We start from the raw sequence: 15,812 nt of genomic DNA, 5'->3' as shown, positions 1-15,812 counted from the left end.
AGCTGGCCCAGGGTGGACCAGTGGCCGAAGGCGATGGGGGTGCCGGCGCTGCGCCGGCCGGGCACCTCGAACCAGGGCATGTAGCCGGGCGGGGCCGCATCGGCGCCGTCCTTGGTCTTGAAGTCCATGCGGCCCTGGGCGTCGCAAAAGCGCAGCCGGGTCAGGGCGTTGATGATGCAGCGCAGGCGCGGCACGCCGCGCAGGCCCTCGTCCCAGCGCTCGGGCTCGTTGCCGTACATCTGGGGCAGGAACTCGGCCAGCTCGGGGCCGCGCAGCAGGGCCTCGACCTCGGCCGCCAGGTCCAGGGTCTGCTCGGTGGTCCAGTCCGGCAGCACGCCGGCATGCACCATCAGCCAGCCCTGGGCAAAGCAGGCCATGCGCTGTTGGCGCAGCCAGTCCAGCAGGGGCTCGCGGTCGGGCGCGTTCAGGATTTCCTGTGCGGTGTCGCCCTTGTGGGGCTTGCGCACGCCCGCGGCCATGGCCAGCAGGTGCAGATCGTGATTGCCCAGCAGGCAGGTGGCGGACTCACCCAGCCCTTGCAGGCGGCGCAGGGTGGCCAGGGAGGCGGGGCCGCGGTTGACCAGATCGCCCAGCAGATAGAGGCGGTCGCGCGAGGGGGAGAAGTCCAGGGTGGCCAGCAGTCGCTCGAAAGCGTCGCAGCAGCCTTGTAGGTCGCCGATCAGATAGTGCATAGCGGGATTGTGCTGTCGGAAGCGTCACGCGCTTCTGCTACCCTTGCGGCCTTCTGAAAAACTGGCGTGGCCGCGGGTAAACCCCGACAACCTGGCACGCTCTCAATGGACACTGCGCTTGTAATTTTCCTGATTCTTCTCAACGGCCTCTTCGCCATGTCGGAGATGGCACTGACCGCAAGCCGCAAAGCGCGGCTGCAGGTGATGGTGGAGGGGGGTGAATCAGGCGCGCAGGCCGCCATGGACCTGCACGAGAACCCGACCAAGTTTCTGTCCACGGTGCAGATCGGCATCACCTCCATCGGGGTGCTGAACGGTATCGTGGGTGAGGCAGCCTTTTCCGGCCCCCTGGCCCTGTGGCTGCAGGGCGTGCTGAGCATGCCCGAGCGCGCGGCCCAGCTGAGTGCCACCGGCCTGGTGGTGGTGATCCTGACGGTGCTGACCATCATCTTTGGTGAGCTGGTGCCTAAGCGCCTGGGCCAGATCTACCCCGAGACCGTGGCCCGCCTGGTGGCGCCGCCCATGGAGTTTCTCTCCCTGGTCGCACGCCCCCTGGTCAAGCTCCTGAGTTTTTCCACCGATGCCACCCTGGGTCTGCTGGGCCTGCGCGGCAAGGTGCAGCGCGGCGTGACCGAAGAGGAAATCGCCGCCAGCCTGGAGGAGGGCCTGGACGCGGGCGTGATCGAGGAGCAGGAGCACCAGATGGTGCGCAATGTGTTCCGCCTGGACGAGCGCCAGGTGGGCTCGATGATGATTCCGCGGGCCGAGATCGCCTGGCTGGACATCGAGGACGGCGCCGGCCCGGTGCTGGAGATGCTCAAGGCCCATGGCTACAGCCGCTACCCGGTGTGCCGCGGCGGTCTGACCGATGTGGTGGGCGTGGTCTCGGCCCAGCATCTGCTGCAGCGGGTGCTTGCGGGCCAACCGCTGTCGCTGGCTGAAGACCTGGAGGCCCCGATCTTCGTGCCCGAGACGCTCTCGGGCATGGAGCTGCTGGAGCATTTCCGCGGCTCGGACGCCCAGCTGGTGTTCGTGGTGGACGAGTACGGTGAGGTGCAGGGCGTGATCACGCTGCGCGATGTGCTGGAAGCCATCGCGGGCGAGTTCTCGGCCCCGAGCGATGGTGAAGCCTGGGCGGTGCGGCGCGAGGACGGGAGCTGGCTGATGGACGGCCTGATCCCGGTGCCCGAGCTGAAGGACCGCCTGGGCATCAAGGAACTGCCCGAGGAGGATCGTGGGCGCTACAACACCCTGGCCGGCATGATCATGCTGCTGCTGGGGCGCTTGCCGCGCACGACCGATGCGGTGGAGTGGGGCGCGTGGAGATTCGAGGTCGTGGACCTCGACGGCAAACGTGTGGACAAGGTGCTGGTCACGCGACTGGCGGATGAAGACGGAGATGACGAGAAATGAGCAACCCCCCGATGTACGGCAATCTGGTGCCGCTGGATCGCGAGCAGCACAAGAATCTGCGCCTGCAGGCCGAGATGCCGACGGTGGAGCGCGCCGCAGGCCTGAATTCGGTATTCCTGGCCGCGGTGGAATTCAATGAAGCCTGCAAGGAATTCCCCATCGTGTTCGTGCGCGTGGGCGAGGCCGGCAAGGACGGCGCCCCCCAGGCCATCGCCCCGCTGGCGGTGTTCGGCCTCAAGCCCGGCAGCAATCTGTTCGTGAAGGACGGCGCCTGGAAGGCCAACTACCTGCCGGCCTATGTGCGTCGCTACCCCTTTGCCATGGCCCGCATCGACAGCGGCGACCAGGTGGCCGTGTGCTATGACGCCGACTGGAAGGGCTTCTCCGAGACCGAAGGCACCTCGCTGTTCGCCGCTGACGGCCAGCCCAGCGAGTTCACCGTGAACGCCCGCAGCATCCTGGAGAACTTCGAGCGCGAGGCCGAGCGCACCCGCCTGTTCTGCGAAGAGCTGCTGAAGCTGGACCTGCTGCAGGACATGCGCTTCGAAGCCACCCTGCCCAATGGCGAGAAGCTGGATGTGGACGGCTTCCTGGCCGTCAACGAAGAGAAGCTGGCCAAGCTGGAAGACGCCAAGGTCGTGGAAATCTTCCGCAACGGCATCGGTGCCCTGATCGAGATGCACCGCGTCTCCCTGGGCAATATGAGCCGCCTGGCTCAGCAGCACGCCGACGCTGCCGCTACCGCCGCCGCCTGAGTGCCGCGCTGACGGGGCGCTGGCCCCGTCCGAGCCGCCGCCGAGCCCGCCGGGCAGCGGCGGCTTTTTTCTTGCCTGCACCCCACGCGAGGGGCGCGGCTCGCTATACCTGTGCGGGTTTGTCCATGCCCCGGGGGGCTATCGCCTCGCTAGCATCCCAGGCAGGCAGCAATGGGAGAGGCGACCCGTGTTGGCGACCGAGGCATTTCTTTGCACGCCCGAGATGCAGGCCCTGCTGGGTGAGCAGGGCTGGGTTCAGGCCGTGATGGACTTCGAGGCGGCCCTGGTCCGCGCCCAGGCCCGTCAGGGCCTGATCCCGCCGGCCGCAGCCCAGGCCATTGCCAGCCTGTGCCGGGCCGAGCTCTACGATGTGGCCGCCCTGGTCGCGGCCAGCGGCCGCGAGGGCGGCCTGGCCCCGCCCCTGGTGCGCCGCCTGCGCGAGAACGTGGCGCTGTTCGACCCCCAGGCCGCCGCCTGGGTGCATTGGGGCTGCAGCGACCAGGATGCCATGGACACGGCCCTGCTGCTGCAGATCCGGCGCGCCCTGGGCCTGATCGAGGAGGGCGTGCTGGGGCTGGTGGGCCGGCTGCTGGACCTGGCGGAGCAGCACCCGGCCACGCCCCTGCTGGCGCGCTGCGAGCTGCAGCCCGCCGGACCGAGCAGCCTCAGGCAGCGGCTCCATCAAAGCTGCGCGCCCCTGCTGCGCTCGGCGCAGGCCCTGCGACAGCAGGCGGGCCAGGCCCTGCTGCTGCAACTGGGCGGGCCGGGCGGTGGCCTGGGCGCCATGGGCGAGTCGGGCGCGGCCGTGGCGGCCGCCATGGCGGCCGAGCTGCGCCTGGGCCTGCCCGACGGTGCCTGGCACACCCAGCGCGACCGTGGCCTGCGCCTGGCCACCGAGCTGGCCCTGCTCAGCACCGAGCTGGCCAAGCTGGCGCGTGGCTGGATGCTGCTGGCCCAGCCCGAGCTGGATGAGCTGTGCCTTGACCCTGCCGACGCGGCACCCGGCTCAGCCACGCCGCCACCCGGGCTGGCGGCCTGCATGCAGGCGCTCGGCGCGGCGCGGCGTGCACCGCAGCGCCTGGCGAGCCTGCTGAGCTGTGGCCAGGACCAGAGCCTGGAGGGCGGGCTGGGCAGCTGGCAGGGCGAGCTGGTCGAGTGGGGCGGCCTGCTGCAGGGCTGCCATGCCGGCCTGCGAGCCCTGAACCAGGCGGCCGCTGCCCTGCATCTGCAGCCCCGGCGCATGCGCGAGAACCTGCTGGCGCAGCGCGGTCTGGTGTTTGCCGAGGCGCTGAGCCTGAGCCTCGCCCGCTCCCTGGGCGCCGATCCGGCACAGCGGCTCCTGCAGGGCTGGCGCCGCCAGGTGCGCGAGCAGGGGGCGGATCTGCAGACCCTGGTCCTGGGCTGGCGGGAGCAGGAGCGGCTCCCGGGGCCGGTGCCCGGCCCGGATGAGCTGCGTGCCTTGTTCGACCCGGACGCCGCGGCCCGGCGTGCTGATGCGCGCGTGGCCCCCGGTCTGGCCGGGCTGCGTGCGGCCTGGGCCGGGCTGATGGATCAACCCTGTGCGCATTACGCGACGCATTGACTGGCCGCAGACGCGAGCCCTAGAACTAGCGATGCGCGGGCTGCCCTGGGCCGCTACATTGCAACTCTGGTCACGCCTCTCGCGTGATCTGTGCCTGAGGGAGAAGCAATGGATGGGATGCAGGGTTTGACGCTGCTGGGCGCGGGCCTGGGAGGCGCCGTGCTCGGCGCGGGGCTGGTGGCCTTGTGGCTGGGCAGGCGTCTGCGCGAGGCCTCGGGCCGCATCCAGCATCTGGAGCAGGCGCGTCAACAGGTGGGGCAGCAGGTGAGCCAGGCTCGTCGCCAGGTGGAGCAGCTGCAGCGCGAGCTGGCCGATCTGCGCCAGCATGGTCCGGGCCATGCGGCCCGAGCCCATGCCTCCGCGGCCGCGGATCCGGCGCGCTCCGCCGACGAGGTTTTCCTGCCCCTGCCGCCCGGCGCGGCCAAGTCCGAAAAAGAGGCGCGCGATCCCTTCGCACCCACCCAGATCCTGAATCCGCGCCGTTGAGCGGCCCCGGCCCTCAAGTCCTGACCCCAGCACTTGCGCTGTGCGGCCGCCCCTGTCGCGGCAGGGACAGTGCGCTGCGGCCCATGCTGCCTAGAATCGAACGATCGTTCTATTCCGAGCCGAGCTCCGCACGGTCCTGATCGCAGGCCGGCGCAGCGCCAGCACAGCACAAGGAAGGGGTCTTCAGCATGACTGCAAGCTACGAGGTCCGCGGCGAGATCGCCGTGATCACCCTGAACAACCCGCCGGTCAACGGCCTGGGCTTCGAGACCCGGCGCGCCGCGGCCGAGGGCATTGCCCGGGCCGAGGCCGACGCCGCGGTGCAGGCCGTGGTCATCACCGGGGCCGGCAAGGCCTTCTCGGGCGGCGCGGACATCCGCGAGTTCGGCTCGCCCAAGGCCATGGCCGAGCCCAATCTGCCCTCCCTGATCGCGGTGGTGGAGAACTGCAGCAAGCCGGTGGTGGCCGCCATCCACAGCGTCTGCATGGGCGGCGGCCTGGAGCTGGCCCTGGGCTGCCACTACCGCGTGGCCGCGCCGGGCGCCAAGATCGCGCTGCCCGAGGTCAAGCTGGGCCTGCTGCCGGGCGCCGGTGGCACCCAGCGCCTGCCGCGCGCCCTGGGCGTGGAGCCGGCGCTGAACATGATCGTCTCGGGCGAGCCCGTGGCCAGCGAGCTGCTGGCCCAGGTGCCGGGGCAAAAGCTCTTCCAAAAGATCATCGAGGGCGATCTGCTGGCCGGCGCCATCGCCTATGCCCAGGAAGTGGCCGCCCTGCGCCCCCTGCCCAAGGTGCGCGAGCTCAAGGCCCGTCACGCCGAGCCCCAGGCCTTCTTCCAGTTCGCCCGCAATATGGTGGGCGCGCAGAGCCGCAATTTCCCGGCACCGCTGCGCTGCCTGGAGGCGGTCGCGGCGTCCGTGTTCAGCAAGAGCTTTGAGGAAGGCATCAAGGCAGAGCGCGAGGGCTTTGCCGCCCTGATGCAGACGCCCGAGTCCAAGGCCCTGCGCCACGCCTTCTTCGCCGAGCGCGCCGCCAGCAAGATCGGCGATGTGCCCGAGGACACGCCGCAGCGCCCCATCGCCAAGGTGGCCGTCATCGGTGCCGGCACCATGGGCGGGGGCATCGCGATGAACTTCCTCAACGCCGGCCTGCCCGTCACCCTGCTGGAGACCCAGCAGGAGGCGCTGGACCGCGGCATCGCGACCATCCGCAAGAACTACGAGGCCCAGCTCAAGAAGGGCAAGCTCAAGGAAGACAAGTACCAGCAGCGCATGGCCCTGTTGTCCAGCACCCTGAGCTATGAGGACATCCGCGAGGCCGATCTGGTGATCGAGGCGGTGTTCGAGGAGCTCTCGGTCAAGGAGGCGGTGTTCAAGCAGCTGGACGCGGTGATGAAGCCCGGCGCCATCCTGGCCTCCAACACCTCGACCCTGGACGTCAACAGAATAGCGGCCTTCACCCAGCGCCCGCAGGATGTGCTGGGCCTGCACTTCTTCAGCCCGGCCAACGTGATGAAGCTGCTGGAGGTGGTGCGCGGCGAGCACACCGCCAAGGATGTGCTGGCCACGGTGATGGCCCTGGCCAAGAAGATCAAGAAGACCGCGGTGGTCTCGGGCGTGTGCGATGGCTTCATCGGCAACCGCATGATCGAGCAGTACAGCCGCCAGGCAGGATTCCTGCTGGACGAGGGCTGCACGCCCCAGCAGGTGGACCGCGCGGTGGAGCAGTTCGGCTTCGCCATGGGCCCCTTCCGCATGGGAGACCTGGCCGGCAATGACATCGGCTGGGCCATCCGCAAGCGCCGCTATGTGGAAAAGCCCCAGCTGCGCTACTCGGCCAGCGCCGACCGCCTGTGCGAGCTGGGCCGCTTCGGCCAGAAGACGCAAGCAGGCTGGTACGACTACCAGCCCGGCAAGCGCGAGGCCATCCCCTCGGCCGTGGTGGAGACCATGCTGGCCAAGCACCGCGAGGCCATAGGCGCCAAGCCCCGCGCCATCAGCGACGAGGAGATCGTGCAGCGCCTGGTCTTCGCTCTGGTGAACGAGGCTGCCCATCTGCTGGAGGAGGGCATTGCCCAGCGCGCCTCGGACGTGGACATGGTCTACCTCACCGGCTACGGCTTCCCGCTGTGGCGCGGCGGCCCCATGTGCTATGCCGACACCGTGGGCCTTTTCAATGTGGTGCAGGCCATGCAGCGCTTTGCCCGCAACCCGGCCGACGATGCCACGTTCTGGGAGCCGGCGCCGCTGATCAAGCGCCTGCTGGCCGAGGGCAAGTCCTTCACCTGACAACGAATTCAAGCGAGCCGCCATCATGAGCCAAGCCCTGATTGTCTCGACCGCACGCACCCCTCTGGCCAAGAGCTGGAAGGGCGCTTTCAATATGACCCATGGCGCCACCCGGGGCGGACACGCGGTGCGTGCCGCCGTGGAGCGCGCCGGCATTGAGCCCGGCGCCGTGGAGGATGTGCTGATCGGTTGCGCCTTCCCCGAAGGTGCTTGTGGCAGCAATTTCGCGCGCCAGATCGCCCTGCGTGCCGAACTGCCGGTGTCGGTGTCCGGCATGACCATCAACCGCTTCTGCTCCAGCGGGCTGCAGACCCTGGCCCTGGCGGCCCAGCGCATCATCGCGGGCGAGGGCGATGTCTTTGTGGCCGGCGGTGCCGAGAGCATCTCCTGCGTGCAGAACGAGATGAACAAGCACATGCTGCAGGAGTCCTGGCTGCGCGAGCACAAGCCCGAGATCTACTGGAGCATGCTGCAGACCGCCGAGACCGTGGCCCAGCGCTACGGCATCAGCCGCGAGCGCATGGACCAGTACGGCGCGGCGAGCCAGCAAAAGGCCTGCGCCGCCCAGGCCGCGGGCAAGTTTGCCGAGGAGATGATCAGCGTCAGCACCACCATGGGCGTGGCCGACAAGGTGATGGGTCTGATGACCAAGTCGGTCACTATCAGCGCCGACGAGGGCCTGCGCGAAGGCACCACCTACGAGGGCATCAAGGATCTGCGCAGCGCCCTGCCGGGCGGCGTGGTCAGTGCCGGCAATGCCAGCCAGTTCAGCGATGGCGCTGGCGCCTGCGTGGTGGTGAGCGAGCCCTACGCCGAGACCCATGGCCTCAAGCCCCTGGGCCGCTTCCTGGGCTTTGCCGTGGCCGGCTGCGAGCCCAACGAGATGGGCATAGGCCCCGTCTTTGCCGTGCCCAAGGTGCTGAAGAAGCTGGGCCTGAGCGTGGCCGATATCGACCTCTGGGAGCTCAACGAAGCCTTTGCCGTGCAGGTGCTCTATTGCGCCGACACCCTGGGCATTCCCATGGAGCGCCTGAATGTGAACGGCGGCGCCATCGCCCTGGGCCATCCCTATGGCGTCTCGGGCCAGCGCCTCACGGGCCATGCCCTGATCGAGGGCCGGCGCCGCGGCGCCAAGCGCGTGTGCGTGACCATGTGCATCGGCGGCGGCATGGGCGCGGCCGGCGTCTTCGAGGTGCTCTGAAGGCCGCTGGCCGGTGAAGGAGGCGCGCATGCGCCAGACCCTGGACTTTTTGCTCCACGACTGGCTGCGGGTAGAGCAGCTCAACACGCGCGCGCGCTTTGCCGAGCACAGCGCCGAGACCTATGGCGCGGTGCTGGACCTGGCCGAGAAGCTGGCACGCGAGAAGTTCGCGCCCTACAACCGCCTGGCCGACCAGCAGGAGCCGTTTTTCGACGGCGAGCGCGTGCACCTGCCCGAGCCCACGCAGGCGGCCATGCGGGCCTATGCCGAGTCGGGCCTGCTGGCCGCCAGCCAGGACGAGGCCTGGGGCGGCATGCAGCTGCCCTGCGTGATCGAGATGGCGGCGCAGAGCTTCATCAGCAAGGCCAGCGTGGCCATGAGCGGCTACGCCCTGCTCACCCAGGGCAATGCCAATCTGCTGATGGCCCATGGCAGCGCGCGCCAGCGCGAGGTGTTTGCGCGCCGCGAGTTCGAGGGGCGCTGGTTCGGAACCATGTGCCTGTCCGAGCCGCAGGCCGGCTCATCACTGTCCGACATCGCCACCCGGGCCGAGCCCGATGGTGCCGGCTTCGAGCAGGACCCGCTGGGCCCGCGCTACCGCCTGCGCGGCCACAAGATGTGGATCTCCGGCGGTGAGCATGAGATGTCCGAGAACATCGTGCATCTGGTGCTGGCCAAGATCCCGGGGCCGGACGGCCAGCTTGTGCCCGGCACGCGCGGCATCTCGCTCTTCATCGTGCCCAAGCAGATGGTGGACGCCTCGGGCCAGCTCAGCGGCGAGCGCAACGATGTGGTGCTGGCCGGCCTGACCCACAAGCTGGGCTCCCGCGGCACGACGAACTGCCTGCTGAACTTCGGCGAGGGCCGCTTCACGCCGGGCGGTCGGGCCGGCGCCGTGGGCTACCTGGTGGGCCGGCCGGGCGAGGGCCTGAAGTGCATGTTCCACATGATGAACGAGGCCCGCATCGGCGTGGGTCTGGGCGCGGTGATGCTGGGCTACGCCGGCTATGAGGCCAGCCTGGACTATGCGCGGCAGCGGCCGCAGGGGCGGCCCATGACTGCGGCTGGCAAGGACGCCGCCTCGCCGCAGCGCCCCATCATCGAGCATGCGGATGTCAAGCGCATGCTGCTGGCCCAGAAGAGCTATGTGGAGGGTGGACTGGCCCTGGCGCTCTTCTGCGCCCGCTTGGTGGATGAGCTGCATACCGGCCAGCCCGAGGCCGCGGCCGAGGCGGGGCTGCTGCTGGAGGTGCTGACCCCGATTGCCAAGAGCTGGCCCAGCGAGTGGTGCCTGGAGGCCAACTCCCTGGCCATCCAGGTGCTGGGCGGCTATGGCTACACGCGCGACTTTCCGGTGGAGCAGTACTGGCGCGACAACCGCCTGAACATGATCCACGAGGGCACACACGGCATCCAGGGCCTGGACCTGCTGGGCCGCAAGGTGGTGATGGAGGGTGGCCGCGCCCTGCTGACCCTGGCCGGGCGCATCAACAAGAGCATCGAGACCGCGCTGCAGCGCCCGGGCCTGAGCGAGATGGCCAACGGCCTGGCCGCAGCCTTGGCCCGCCTGGGCCGCGCCACCAAGGACGCCTGGGCCAGCGGCCAGCCCGAGGAGGCCCTGGCCAATGCCACGCCCTATCTGCAGGCCTTCGGCCATGTGGTGCTGGCCTGGATCTGGCTGGAACTGGCCCTGGCCGTGGAGGGCGCCGACAGCGACTTCGCCCAGGGCAAGCGGGCGGCCGCGCGCTACTTCCATGCCTACGAACTGCCCAAGATCGAGGCCTGGCTGGCCGTGGTCTCGCGCCGCGAAGCGCTGTGCCGCGAGATGCAGGACGCCTGGTACTGAGCCCCGGCCCGGCGGCCCTGGGCGGCGACTGACCCTATTCCAAGAAGGAGATGAATCGATGAGCAGCAGCAAGCGTGTGCAGGACTTGTTCGACCTCAGCGGCCAGGTGGCCCTGGTGACCGGCGGCTCGCGCGGCCTGGGCCTGCAGATCGCCGAGGCCCTGGGTGAGGCGGGTGCCAAGATCATGCTCAGCGCACGCAAGGCGCCGGAGCTGGAGCAGGCCATGGCCAGCCTGCAGGACCGGGGCATCGATGCGCGCTGGATCGCGGCCGATGCGGCCGACGCCGACCAGGCCCGCGGCCTCGTCACCCAGACCCTGGAGCGCCTGGGTCAGATCGACATCCTGGTCAACAACGCCGGGGCGACCTGGGGTGCGCCGGCCGAGGACCACCCCCTGGAGGCCTGGGACAAGGTGATGGACCTGAATGTGCGCAGCCTCTTCGTGATCAGTCAGGAGGCCGCGCGGCTGAGCATGATCCCGCGGCGCCATGGTCGCATCATCAATGTGGCCTCCATCGCCGGGCTGGCGGGCAATCCGCCCATGATGAAGACCATTGCCTACAACACCAGCAAGGGGGCGGTGCTCAACTTCACCCGCGCGCTGGCGGGGGAGTGGGGGGCCTACGGCATCACGGTCAATGCCCTGGCACCGGGCTTCTTTCCGAGCAAGATGACGCGCGGCCTGCTGGCCGCCGTGGGCGAGCAGCAGATTGCCGCGGGCGCGCCCCTGGGCCGGATCGGCGATGATGAGGACCTCAAGGGCGCCGCCCTGCTGTTCGCCTCGGCGGCGGGCAAGCACATCACCGGCCAGGTGCTGGCGGTGGATAGTGGCGTCAGTGCCATCCATGGAAGCTGAAGATCAAGGCCGATGAGTCTCGCCCCACCGCTGAAATTTCCCGTCCACATTCCCTTTGTCGAAGAGCTGGGCCTGGAGCTGCACGCCATGGCCGAGGGCCAGGCCGAGCTGCAGGTGGATCTCAGGCAGGCCCACCTCAACTCCTGGGAGGTGGCCCATGGCGGTGTGCTCATGACCCTGCTGGATGTGGCCATGGCGCCTGCGGCGCGCAGCATCCACGCCGACCAGCCCGGTTTCGGGCCGGGCGTGGTCACGGTGGAGATGAAGACCAGCTTCATGCGCCCCGGTGAGGGCCGCCTGCGCGCCGTGGGCCGGCTGCTGCACCGCTCCACCACCATGGCTTTTTGCGAGGGCTCGGTGCTGGGCGAGGACGGCAAGCTCTGCGCCCATGCCACCGGCACCTTCAAGTATCTGAAAGCCCTGCCCGGCCGGGGCCGCCAGCTCAAGACCCTGCGCAGCGCGCAGGATTGAGCCGGCGCCCGCCTTCAGCGGAAGAAGGCCACGGCCTGCACCAGCTGCTGGGCCTGGACCTTGAGGCTTTCGGCGGCGGCCGCGCTCTGCTCCACCAGGGCGGCGTTCTGCTGGGTGACCTTGTCCATCTGGGTGATGGCCTCACCGATCTGGCTCACCCCATTGCTCTGCTCCGCGCTGGCGCTGCTGATCTCGCCCACGATGTCGGTGACGCGGCGTATGGCGGTGACCACTTCCTCCATGGTCTGGCCGGCGCGATCCACCAGGGCCGTGCCCTGTTCCACCCGTTCGGAGCTGGCGCCGATCAGGCTCTTGATCTCCTTGGCCGCCTCGGCGCTGCGCTGGGCCAGATTGCGCACCTCGCCGGCCACCACCGCGAAGCCGCGACCCTGCTCGCCGGCCCGGGCGGCTTCCACCGCCGCATTCAGGGCCAGGATATTGGTCTGGAAGGCAATGCCGTCGATGGTGCCAATGATGTCGGCAATCTTGCGTGAGCTCTCATTGATGCCCTGCATGGTGGCCACCACATCGGCCACCACCTGACCGCCGCGGCTGGCCACCTCGGAAGCACCCTGGGCCAGCTGATTGGCCTGCTGGGCGTTGTCGGCGTTGTTGCGCACGGTGGAGCCCAGCTCGTCCATGGTGGCGGCCGTTTCTTCCAGGGCCGCGGCCTGCTCCTCGGTGCGCTGGCTCAGGTCGGCATTGCCCTGGGCGATCTCGGCACTGGCGGTGGCCACGCTCTCGGCGTTGTCGCGCACGGTCCTGACAATGCCTTGCAACTCGGCGCGCATGCGCTCCAGTGCCTGCAAAAGCTGGGCGGTCTCGTCGCGGCCATGAGCCTCCAGGCGCTGGCCCATATCGCCCTCACTCATGCGCTGGGCGGCGATCAGGGCCTGGCCCAGGGGGCGTGTGACGTGGCGGCTGATGCCCAGGCCCAGTGCCACACCCGCGGCTACGCCCAGCAGGATCAGCACGACGGTGATGTTGCGGCTGCGTTCATACAAGGCGGTGTTGGATTCGGACACGGCGCTGGCATCTCGCTCCTTGAGCTTGGAGAGCTCCTGCATGGCGTTGCCCATGCGCAGGCTTTGCGGCACCAGTTCGGCCTTGAGGTACTTGAGCGATTCCGTGGAGGTGGCCAGGTCGGCACGGCCCACCAGCTGGTTCATGGCCGTGGTGACCTTCTCGTCATTGGCCCACTCCTTGCGCAGCTGCTCCAGGCCTTGCCGGCTGGCCTCGCTCACAAACAGGGGGGCTGCCTTGTCCAGCAGGGCCGCGACCTGCTGGCGCGCCTGCTGCTGGCGCTGCAGGGCTTCTTCGCGCTCCTGGCCCGTGGTGGCGATCATGGCGTCCCGCAGGGCGACCACGCCGCGCAGGCGTTCCACATTGGCCTCCTTCATCAGGGACAGACCGATCAGCTCCTGCTCATAGAGCCGGGTGTCGGCATCGTCGATGCGCTTCATGTTGTAGAGCGCAAAAGCACCAATCACGGCACCGATCAGGGCCACCAGCACGAAGGCCGTCACCAGCTTGGTGGCGGTCTTGAAGTCGGACAACTGCATCGAAAAGCTCCACAAGAAACTCGCTCCCTGATTTGCGACTGCTCTTGTCAAAGCGACCCTCTGATGGGGGTGGTGTGATCTTGCAGCAGTTTTCCGGACTTCGCTGACGAAATAGGGGGGTATCGCCCCCGAAATTTCCCTGCTTTTCCGGGCCGCTGCCGGGGCGCGGCCTGTCACCCAAGGGACGGGGCTGCTGCGGGGGGCGTGATCCAATCAAGAGTCGATGTAGCAAGATCATTCCAGGAGCACCGCATGAGCCTCATCAACCGTCAGATCCAGCTGGCCTCGCGTCCGAGCGGCGAACCCAGCGCCGAGAACTTCCGCCTGGTCAGCACGCCGGTGCCGGAGCTGGCCGAGGGCCAGGTGCTGGTGCGCAACCACTACCTGAGCCTGGACCCCTATATGCGCGGCCGCATGAACGAGGGCAAGAGCTACGCCCAGCCCCAGCCGCTGGACGAGGTGATGATCGGCGGCACCGTGGGCGAGGTGCTGGCCTCGCGCAATGAGCACTTCCAGGTGGGCGACAAGGTGGTGGGCATGGGCGGCTGGCAGGAGTACCAGCTGGTGGACGCCAGCCAGCGCGGCGTGCTGCAGAAGGTGGACACCACCCATATCCCGCTTTCGGCCTATCTGGGCGCGGTGGGCATGCCCGGCGTCACGGCCTGGTACGGCCTGACCCAGATCATCGCCCCCAAGGCGGGCGAGACCGTGGTGGTCAGCGCCGCCAGCGGCGCCGTGGGCGGGGCCGTGGGCCAGCTGGCCAAGGTGCGCGGTGCGCGCGCCGTGGGCATTGCCGGCGGGGCCGACAAGTGCCGCTATGTGGTGGAGGAGCTGGGCTTCGATGCCTGCATCGACTACAAGGAACACCGCGATGTGAAGAGCCTCTCGGCCGCGCTCAAGAGCGCCTGCCCCGGCGGCATCGACGGCTACTTTGAGAACGTGGGCGGCATGATCCTGGACGCGGTGATGCTGCGCGCCAATGCCTTCAGCCGCGTGGCCATGTGCGGCATGATCTCCGGCTACAACGGCGAGCCCATCCCCATGAGCGCGCCCCAGCTCATCCTGGTCAACCGCATGAAGATCGAGGGCTTCATCGTCTCCGAGCACATGGAGCTCTGGCCCTCCGCGCTCAAGGAGCTGGGCGGCCTGGTGGCCACCGGCAAGCTCAAGTACCGCGAGAGCGTGGCCGAGGGCCTGGAGAACGCGCCCGAGGCCTTTGTGGGCCTGCTCAAGGGCCGCAACTTCGGCAAGCAGCTGGTCAAGCTGGTCTGATGAGCGAGGCCCTGCAGTGGCGCTGCCGGCCCCTGGCCGCGCTGAGCCCCGAGGCCCTCTACGAGATCCTGGCCCTGCGGGCCCAGGTCTTCGTGATGGAGCAGCGCTGCCTCTACCTGGATGCCGATGGCTGGGACAGCGGCTGCTGGCATCTGGAGGGCCGCGACGCGGCCGGCCGCCTGCTGGCCTATGCCCGCCTGCTGCCGCCCGGCCTCAAGGGCGAGGCTCAGCCACGGCCCATGATCGGGCGCGTGGTGGTGGCGCCCGCGGCCCGCGGCGCCAGCCTGGGCCGGCCCCTGATGCGCCAGGCGATCGCCGAGTGCGAGGCGCGCTGGCCGGGGCAGGGCATCGATATCGGCGCCCAGGCGCATCTGGAGCGCTTTTACGCCAGCCTGGGCTTTGAGACCCGCTGCGCCCCCTATGACGAGGACGGCATCGCCCATATCGATATGCACCGCGCCGCCGCGCAAGGAGATCGTGCATGAAACAGTTCCAGGGCCGCACGGCCGTGATCACCGGCGCCGGTTCCGGCTTTGGCCTGGAGGTGGCGCGCCTGGCCGCGGGCCGCGGCATGCAGCTGGTGCTCTGCGATGTGCAGGCCGATGCGCTGGCGCGCGCCGCCGCCGAGTTCGAGGGTCGCGTGCCGGTGCTGGCGCGTCAGGTGGACGTGGCCAAGGCCGCCCCCATGGAGGCCCTGGCCGCCGAGGTGCAGCAGCGCTTTGGCGCCCCGCACTTCGTCTTCAACAATGCCGGCGTGGGCTCGGGCGGCCTGATCTGGGAAAACAGCCTGGCCGACTGGGAATGGGTGCTGGGCGTCAACCTGATGGGCGTGGTGCATGGCGTGCGCCTCTTCACCCCCATGATGCTGGCCGCGGCCCAGGCCGACCCGCAGTGGGAGGGCCATATCGTCAACACCGCCTCCATGGCCGGCCTGCTCAACCCGCCCAATATGGGCGTGTACAACGTGAGCAAGCATGCGGTGGTCTCGCTCAGCGAGACCCTGTATCAAGACCTGGCCCTGGTCAGCGAGCAGGTCCACTGCTCCGTGCTCTGCCCCTATTTCGTGCCCACCGGCATCTCGCAGAGCCAGCGCAACCGGCCGGAGGATCTGCCCGGCAGCCGGCCCTCGCGCAGCCAGCTGATCTCCCAGGCCCAGATCGACAAGGCGGTGTCGGCCGGCAAGGTCAGCGCGGCCGATGTGGCGGCCCTGGTCTTCGAGGCCTTGGAGCAGCGACGCTTCTACATCTTCAGCCATCCCCAGGCCCTGGGCGGGGTGCAGACCCGGCTGGAAGACGTGATGCAGGCCCGCCAGCCCAGCGACCCCTTCAGCGAGCGGCCCGAGATCGGGGCCCAGCTGCGCCAGGCCCTGCGCCAGGCCTGAGCGAGCGCAG

The 15,812-nt window shown here is 69.1% G+C and carries 14 protein-coding genes; 12 read left to right on the top strand and 2 right to left on the bottom strand.

Annotation, left to right across the window (positions count from 1 at the left end; genetic code table 11):
* Positions 1-692, bottom strand: a 692-nt coding sequence (locus tag ACK5F2_RS17840) for a symmetrical bis(5'-nucleosyl)-tetraphosphatase (RefSeq protein ID WP_409867149.1), incomplete at its 3' end; no start/stop codon positions are given.
* 105 nt (positions 693-797) lie between these two features.
* On the opposite strand from ACK5F2_RS17840, the gene ACK5F2_RS17835 reads away from it, so the two are divergent.
* From ACK5F2_RS17835 to ACK5F2_RS17795, 9 genes are all read left to right on the top strand, one after another.
* A complete protein-coding gene (locus tag ACK5F2_RS17835) occupies positions 798-2,105 on the top strand; it encodes a hemolysin family protein (protein ID WP_133605173.1) in 1,308 nt (435 codons plus the stop codon).
* Entirely contained in the window at positions 2,102-2,860 is a 759-nt protein-coding gene (locus tag ACK5F2_RS17830) for a SapC family protein (RefSeq protein ID WP_409867147.1), read from the top strand. Before ACK5F2_RS17835 ends, ACK5F2_RS17830 begins: the two co-directional genes overlap by 4 nt.
* Before the next feature lie 187 nt (positions 2,861-3,047).
* Positions 3,048-4,442 (top strand): lyase family protein, encoded by a 1,395-nt coding sequence (locus ACK5F2_RS17825; protein ID WP_409867145.1) that lies wholly within the window; start codon positions 3,048-3,050, stop codon positions 4,440-4,442.
* A gap of 108 nt (positions 4,443-4,550) precedes the next feature.
* A complete protein-coding gene (locus ACK5F2_RS17820; protein ID WP_409867143.1) occupies positions 4,551-4,928 on the top strand; it encodes a hypothetical protein in 378 nt (125 codons plus the stop codon).
* 188 nt (positions 4,929-5,116) lie between these two features.
* Positions 5,117-7,213 (top strand): 3-hydroxyacyl-CoA dehydrogenase NAD-binding domain-containing protein, encoded by a 2,097-nt coding sequence (locus tag ACK5F2_RS17815; RefSeq protein ID WP_409867141.1) that lies wholly within the window; start codon positions 5,117-5,119, stop codon positions 7,211-7,213.
* Between the two features lie 25 nt (positions 7,214-7,238).
* The gene (locus ACK5F2_RS17810) at positions 7,239-8,414 is read left to right on the top strand and encodes an acetyl-CoA C-acyltransferase (RefSeq protein ID WP_409867138.1); all 1,176 of its coding nucleotides are present in this window, start codon (positions 7,239-7,241) and stop codon (positions 8,412-8,414) included.
* 28 nt (positions 8,415-8,442) lie between these two features.
* Positions 8,443-10,260, top strand: coding sequence for an acyl-CoA dehydrogenase (locus tag ACK5F2_RS17805; protein ID WP_409867135.1), 1,818 nt, complete (start codon positions 8,443-8,445; stop codon positions 10,258-10,260).
* 58 nt (positions 10,261-10,318) lie between these two features.
* Positions 10,319-11,116, top strand: coding sequence for an SDR family oxidoreductase (locus ACK5F2_RS17800; protein WP_409867132.1), 798 nt, complete (start codon positions 10,319-10,321; stop codon positions 11,114-11,116).
* A 12-nt stretch (positions 11,117-11,128) separates the two neighbouring features.
* The gene (locus ACK5F2_RS17795) at positions 11,129-11,587 is read left to right on the top strand and encodes a PaaI family thioesterase (protein WP_409867130.1); all 459 of its coding nucleotides are present in this window, start codon (positions 11,129-11,131) and stop codon (positions 11,585-11,587) included.
* A gap of 14 nt (positions 11,588-11,601) precedes the next feature.
* Here ACK5F2_RS17795 and ACK5F2_RS17790 read toward each other — a convergent pair whose 3' ends face one another.
* Positions 11,602-13,149, bottom strand: coding sequence for a methyl-accepting chemotaxis protein (locus ACK5F2_RS17790; protein ID WP_409867127.1), 1,548 nt, complete (start codon positions 13,147-13,149; stop codon positions 11,602-11,604).
* Positions 13,150-13,401: 252 nt separating this feature from the next.
* On the opposite strand from ACK5F2_RS17790, the gene ACK5F2_RS17785 reads away from it, so the two are divergent.
* The 3 genes from ACK5F2_RS17785 to ACK5F2_RS17775 are packed head-to-tail and all read left to right on the top strand — an operon-like array spanning position 13,402 to position 15,802.
* The gene (locus tag ACK5F2_RS17785) at positions 13,402-14,421 is read left to right on the top strand and encodes an NADP-dependent oxidoreductase (RefSeq protein ID WP_409867125.1); all 1,020 of its coding nucleotides are present in this window, start codon (positions 13,402-13,404) and stop codon (positions 14,419-14,421) included.
* Entirely contained in the window at positions 14,421-14,906 is a 486-nt protein-coding gene (locus ACK5F2_RS17780) for a GNAT family N-acetyltransferase (RefSeq protein WP_409867122.1), read from the top strand. The genes ACK5F2_RS17785 and ACK5F2_RS17780 overlap by 1 nt, the downstream gene beginning before the upstream one ends.
* Positions 14,903-15,802, top strand: a complete 900-nt coding sequence (locus ACK5F2_RS17775; RefSeq protein ID WP_409867119.1) for an SDR family oxidoreductase — start codon at positions 14,903-14,905, stop codon at positions 15,800-15,802. Before ACK5F2_RS17780 ends, ACK5F2_RS17775 begins: the two co-directional genes overlap by 4 nt.
* Positions 15,803-15,812 lie beyond the last annotated feature (10 nt).

The organism is Roseateles sp. (assembly GCF_046300915.1).
Classification (GTDB): Bacteria; Pseudomonadota; Gammaproteobacteria; order Burkholderiales; family Burkholderiaceae_C; genus Kinneretia.
Note: the sequence above shows the minus strand (reverse complement) of the source record. Positions and strands in the feature narration are given on the sequence as shown.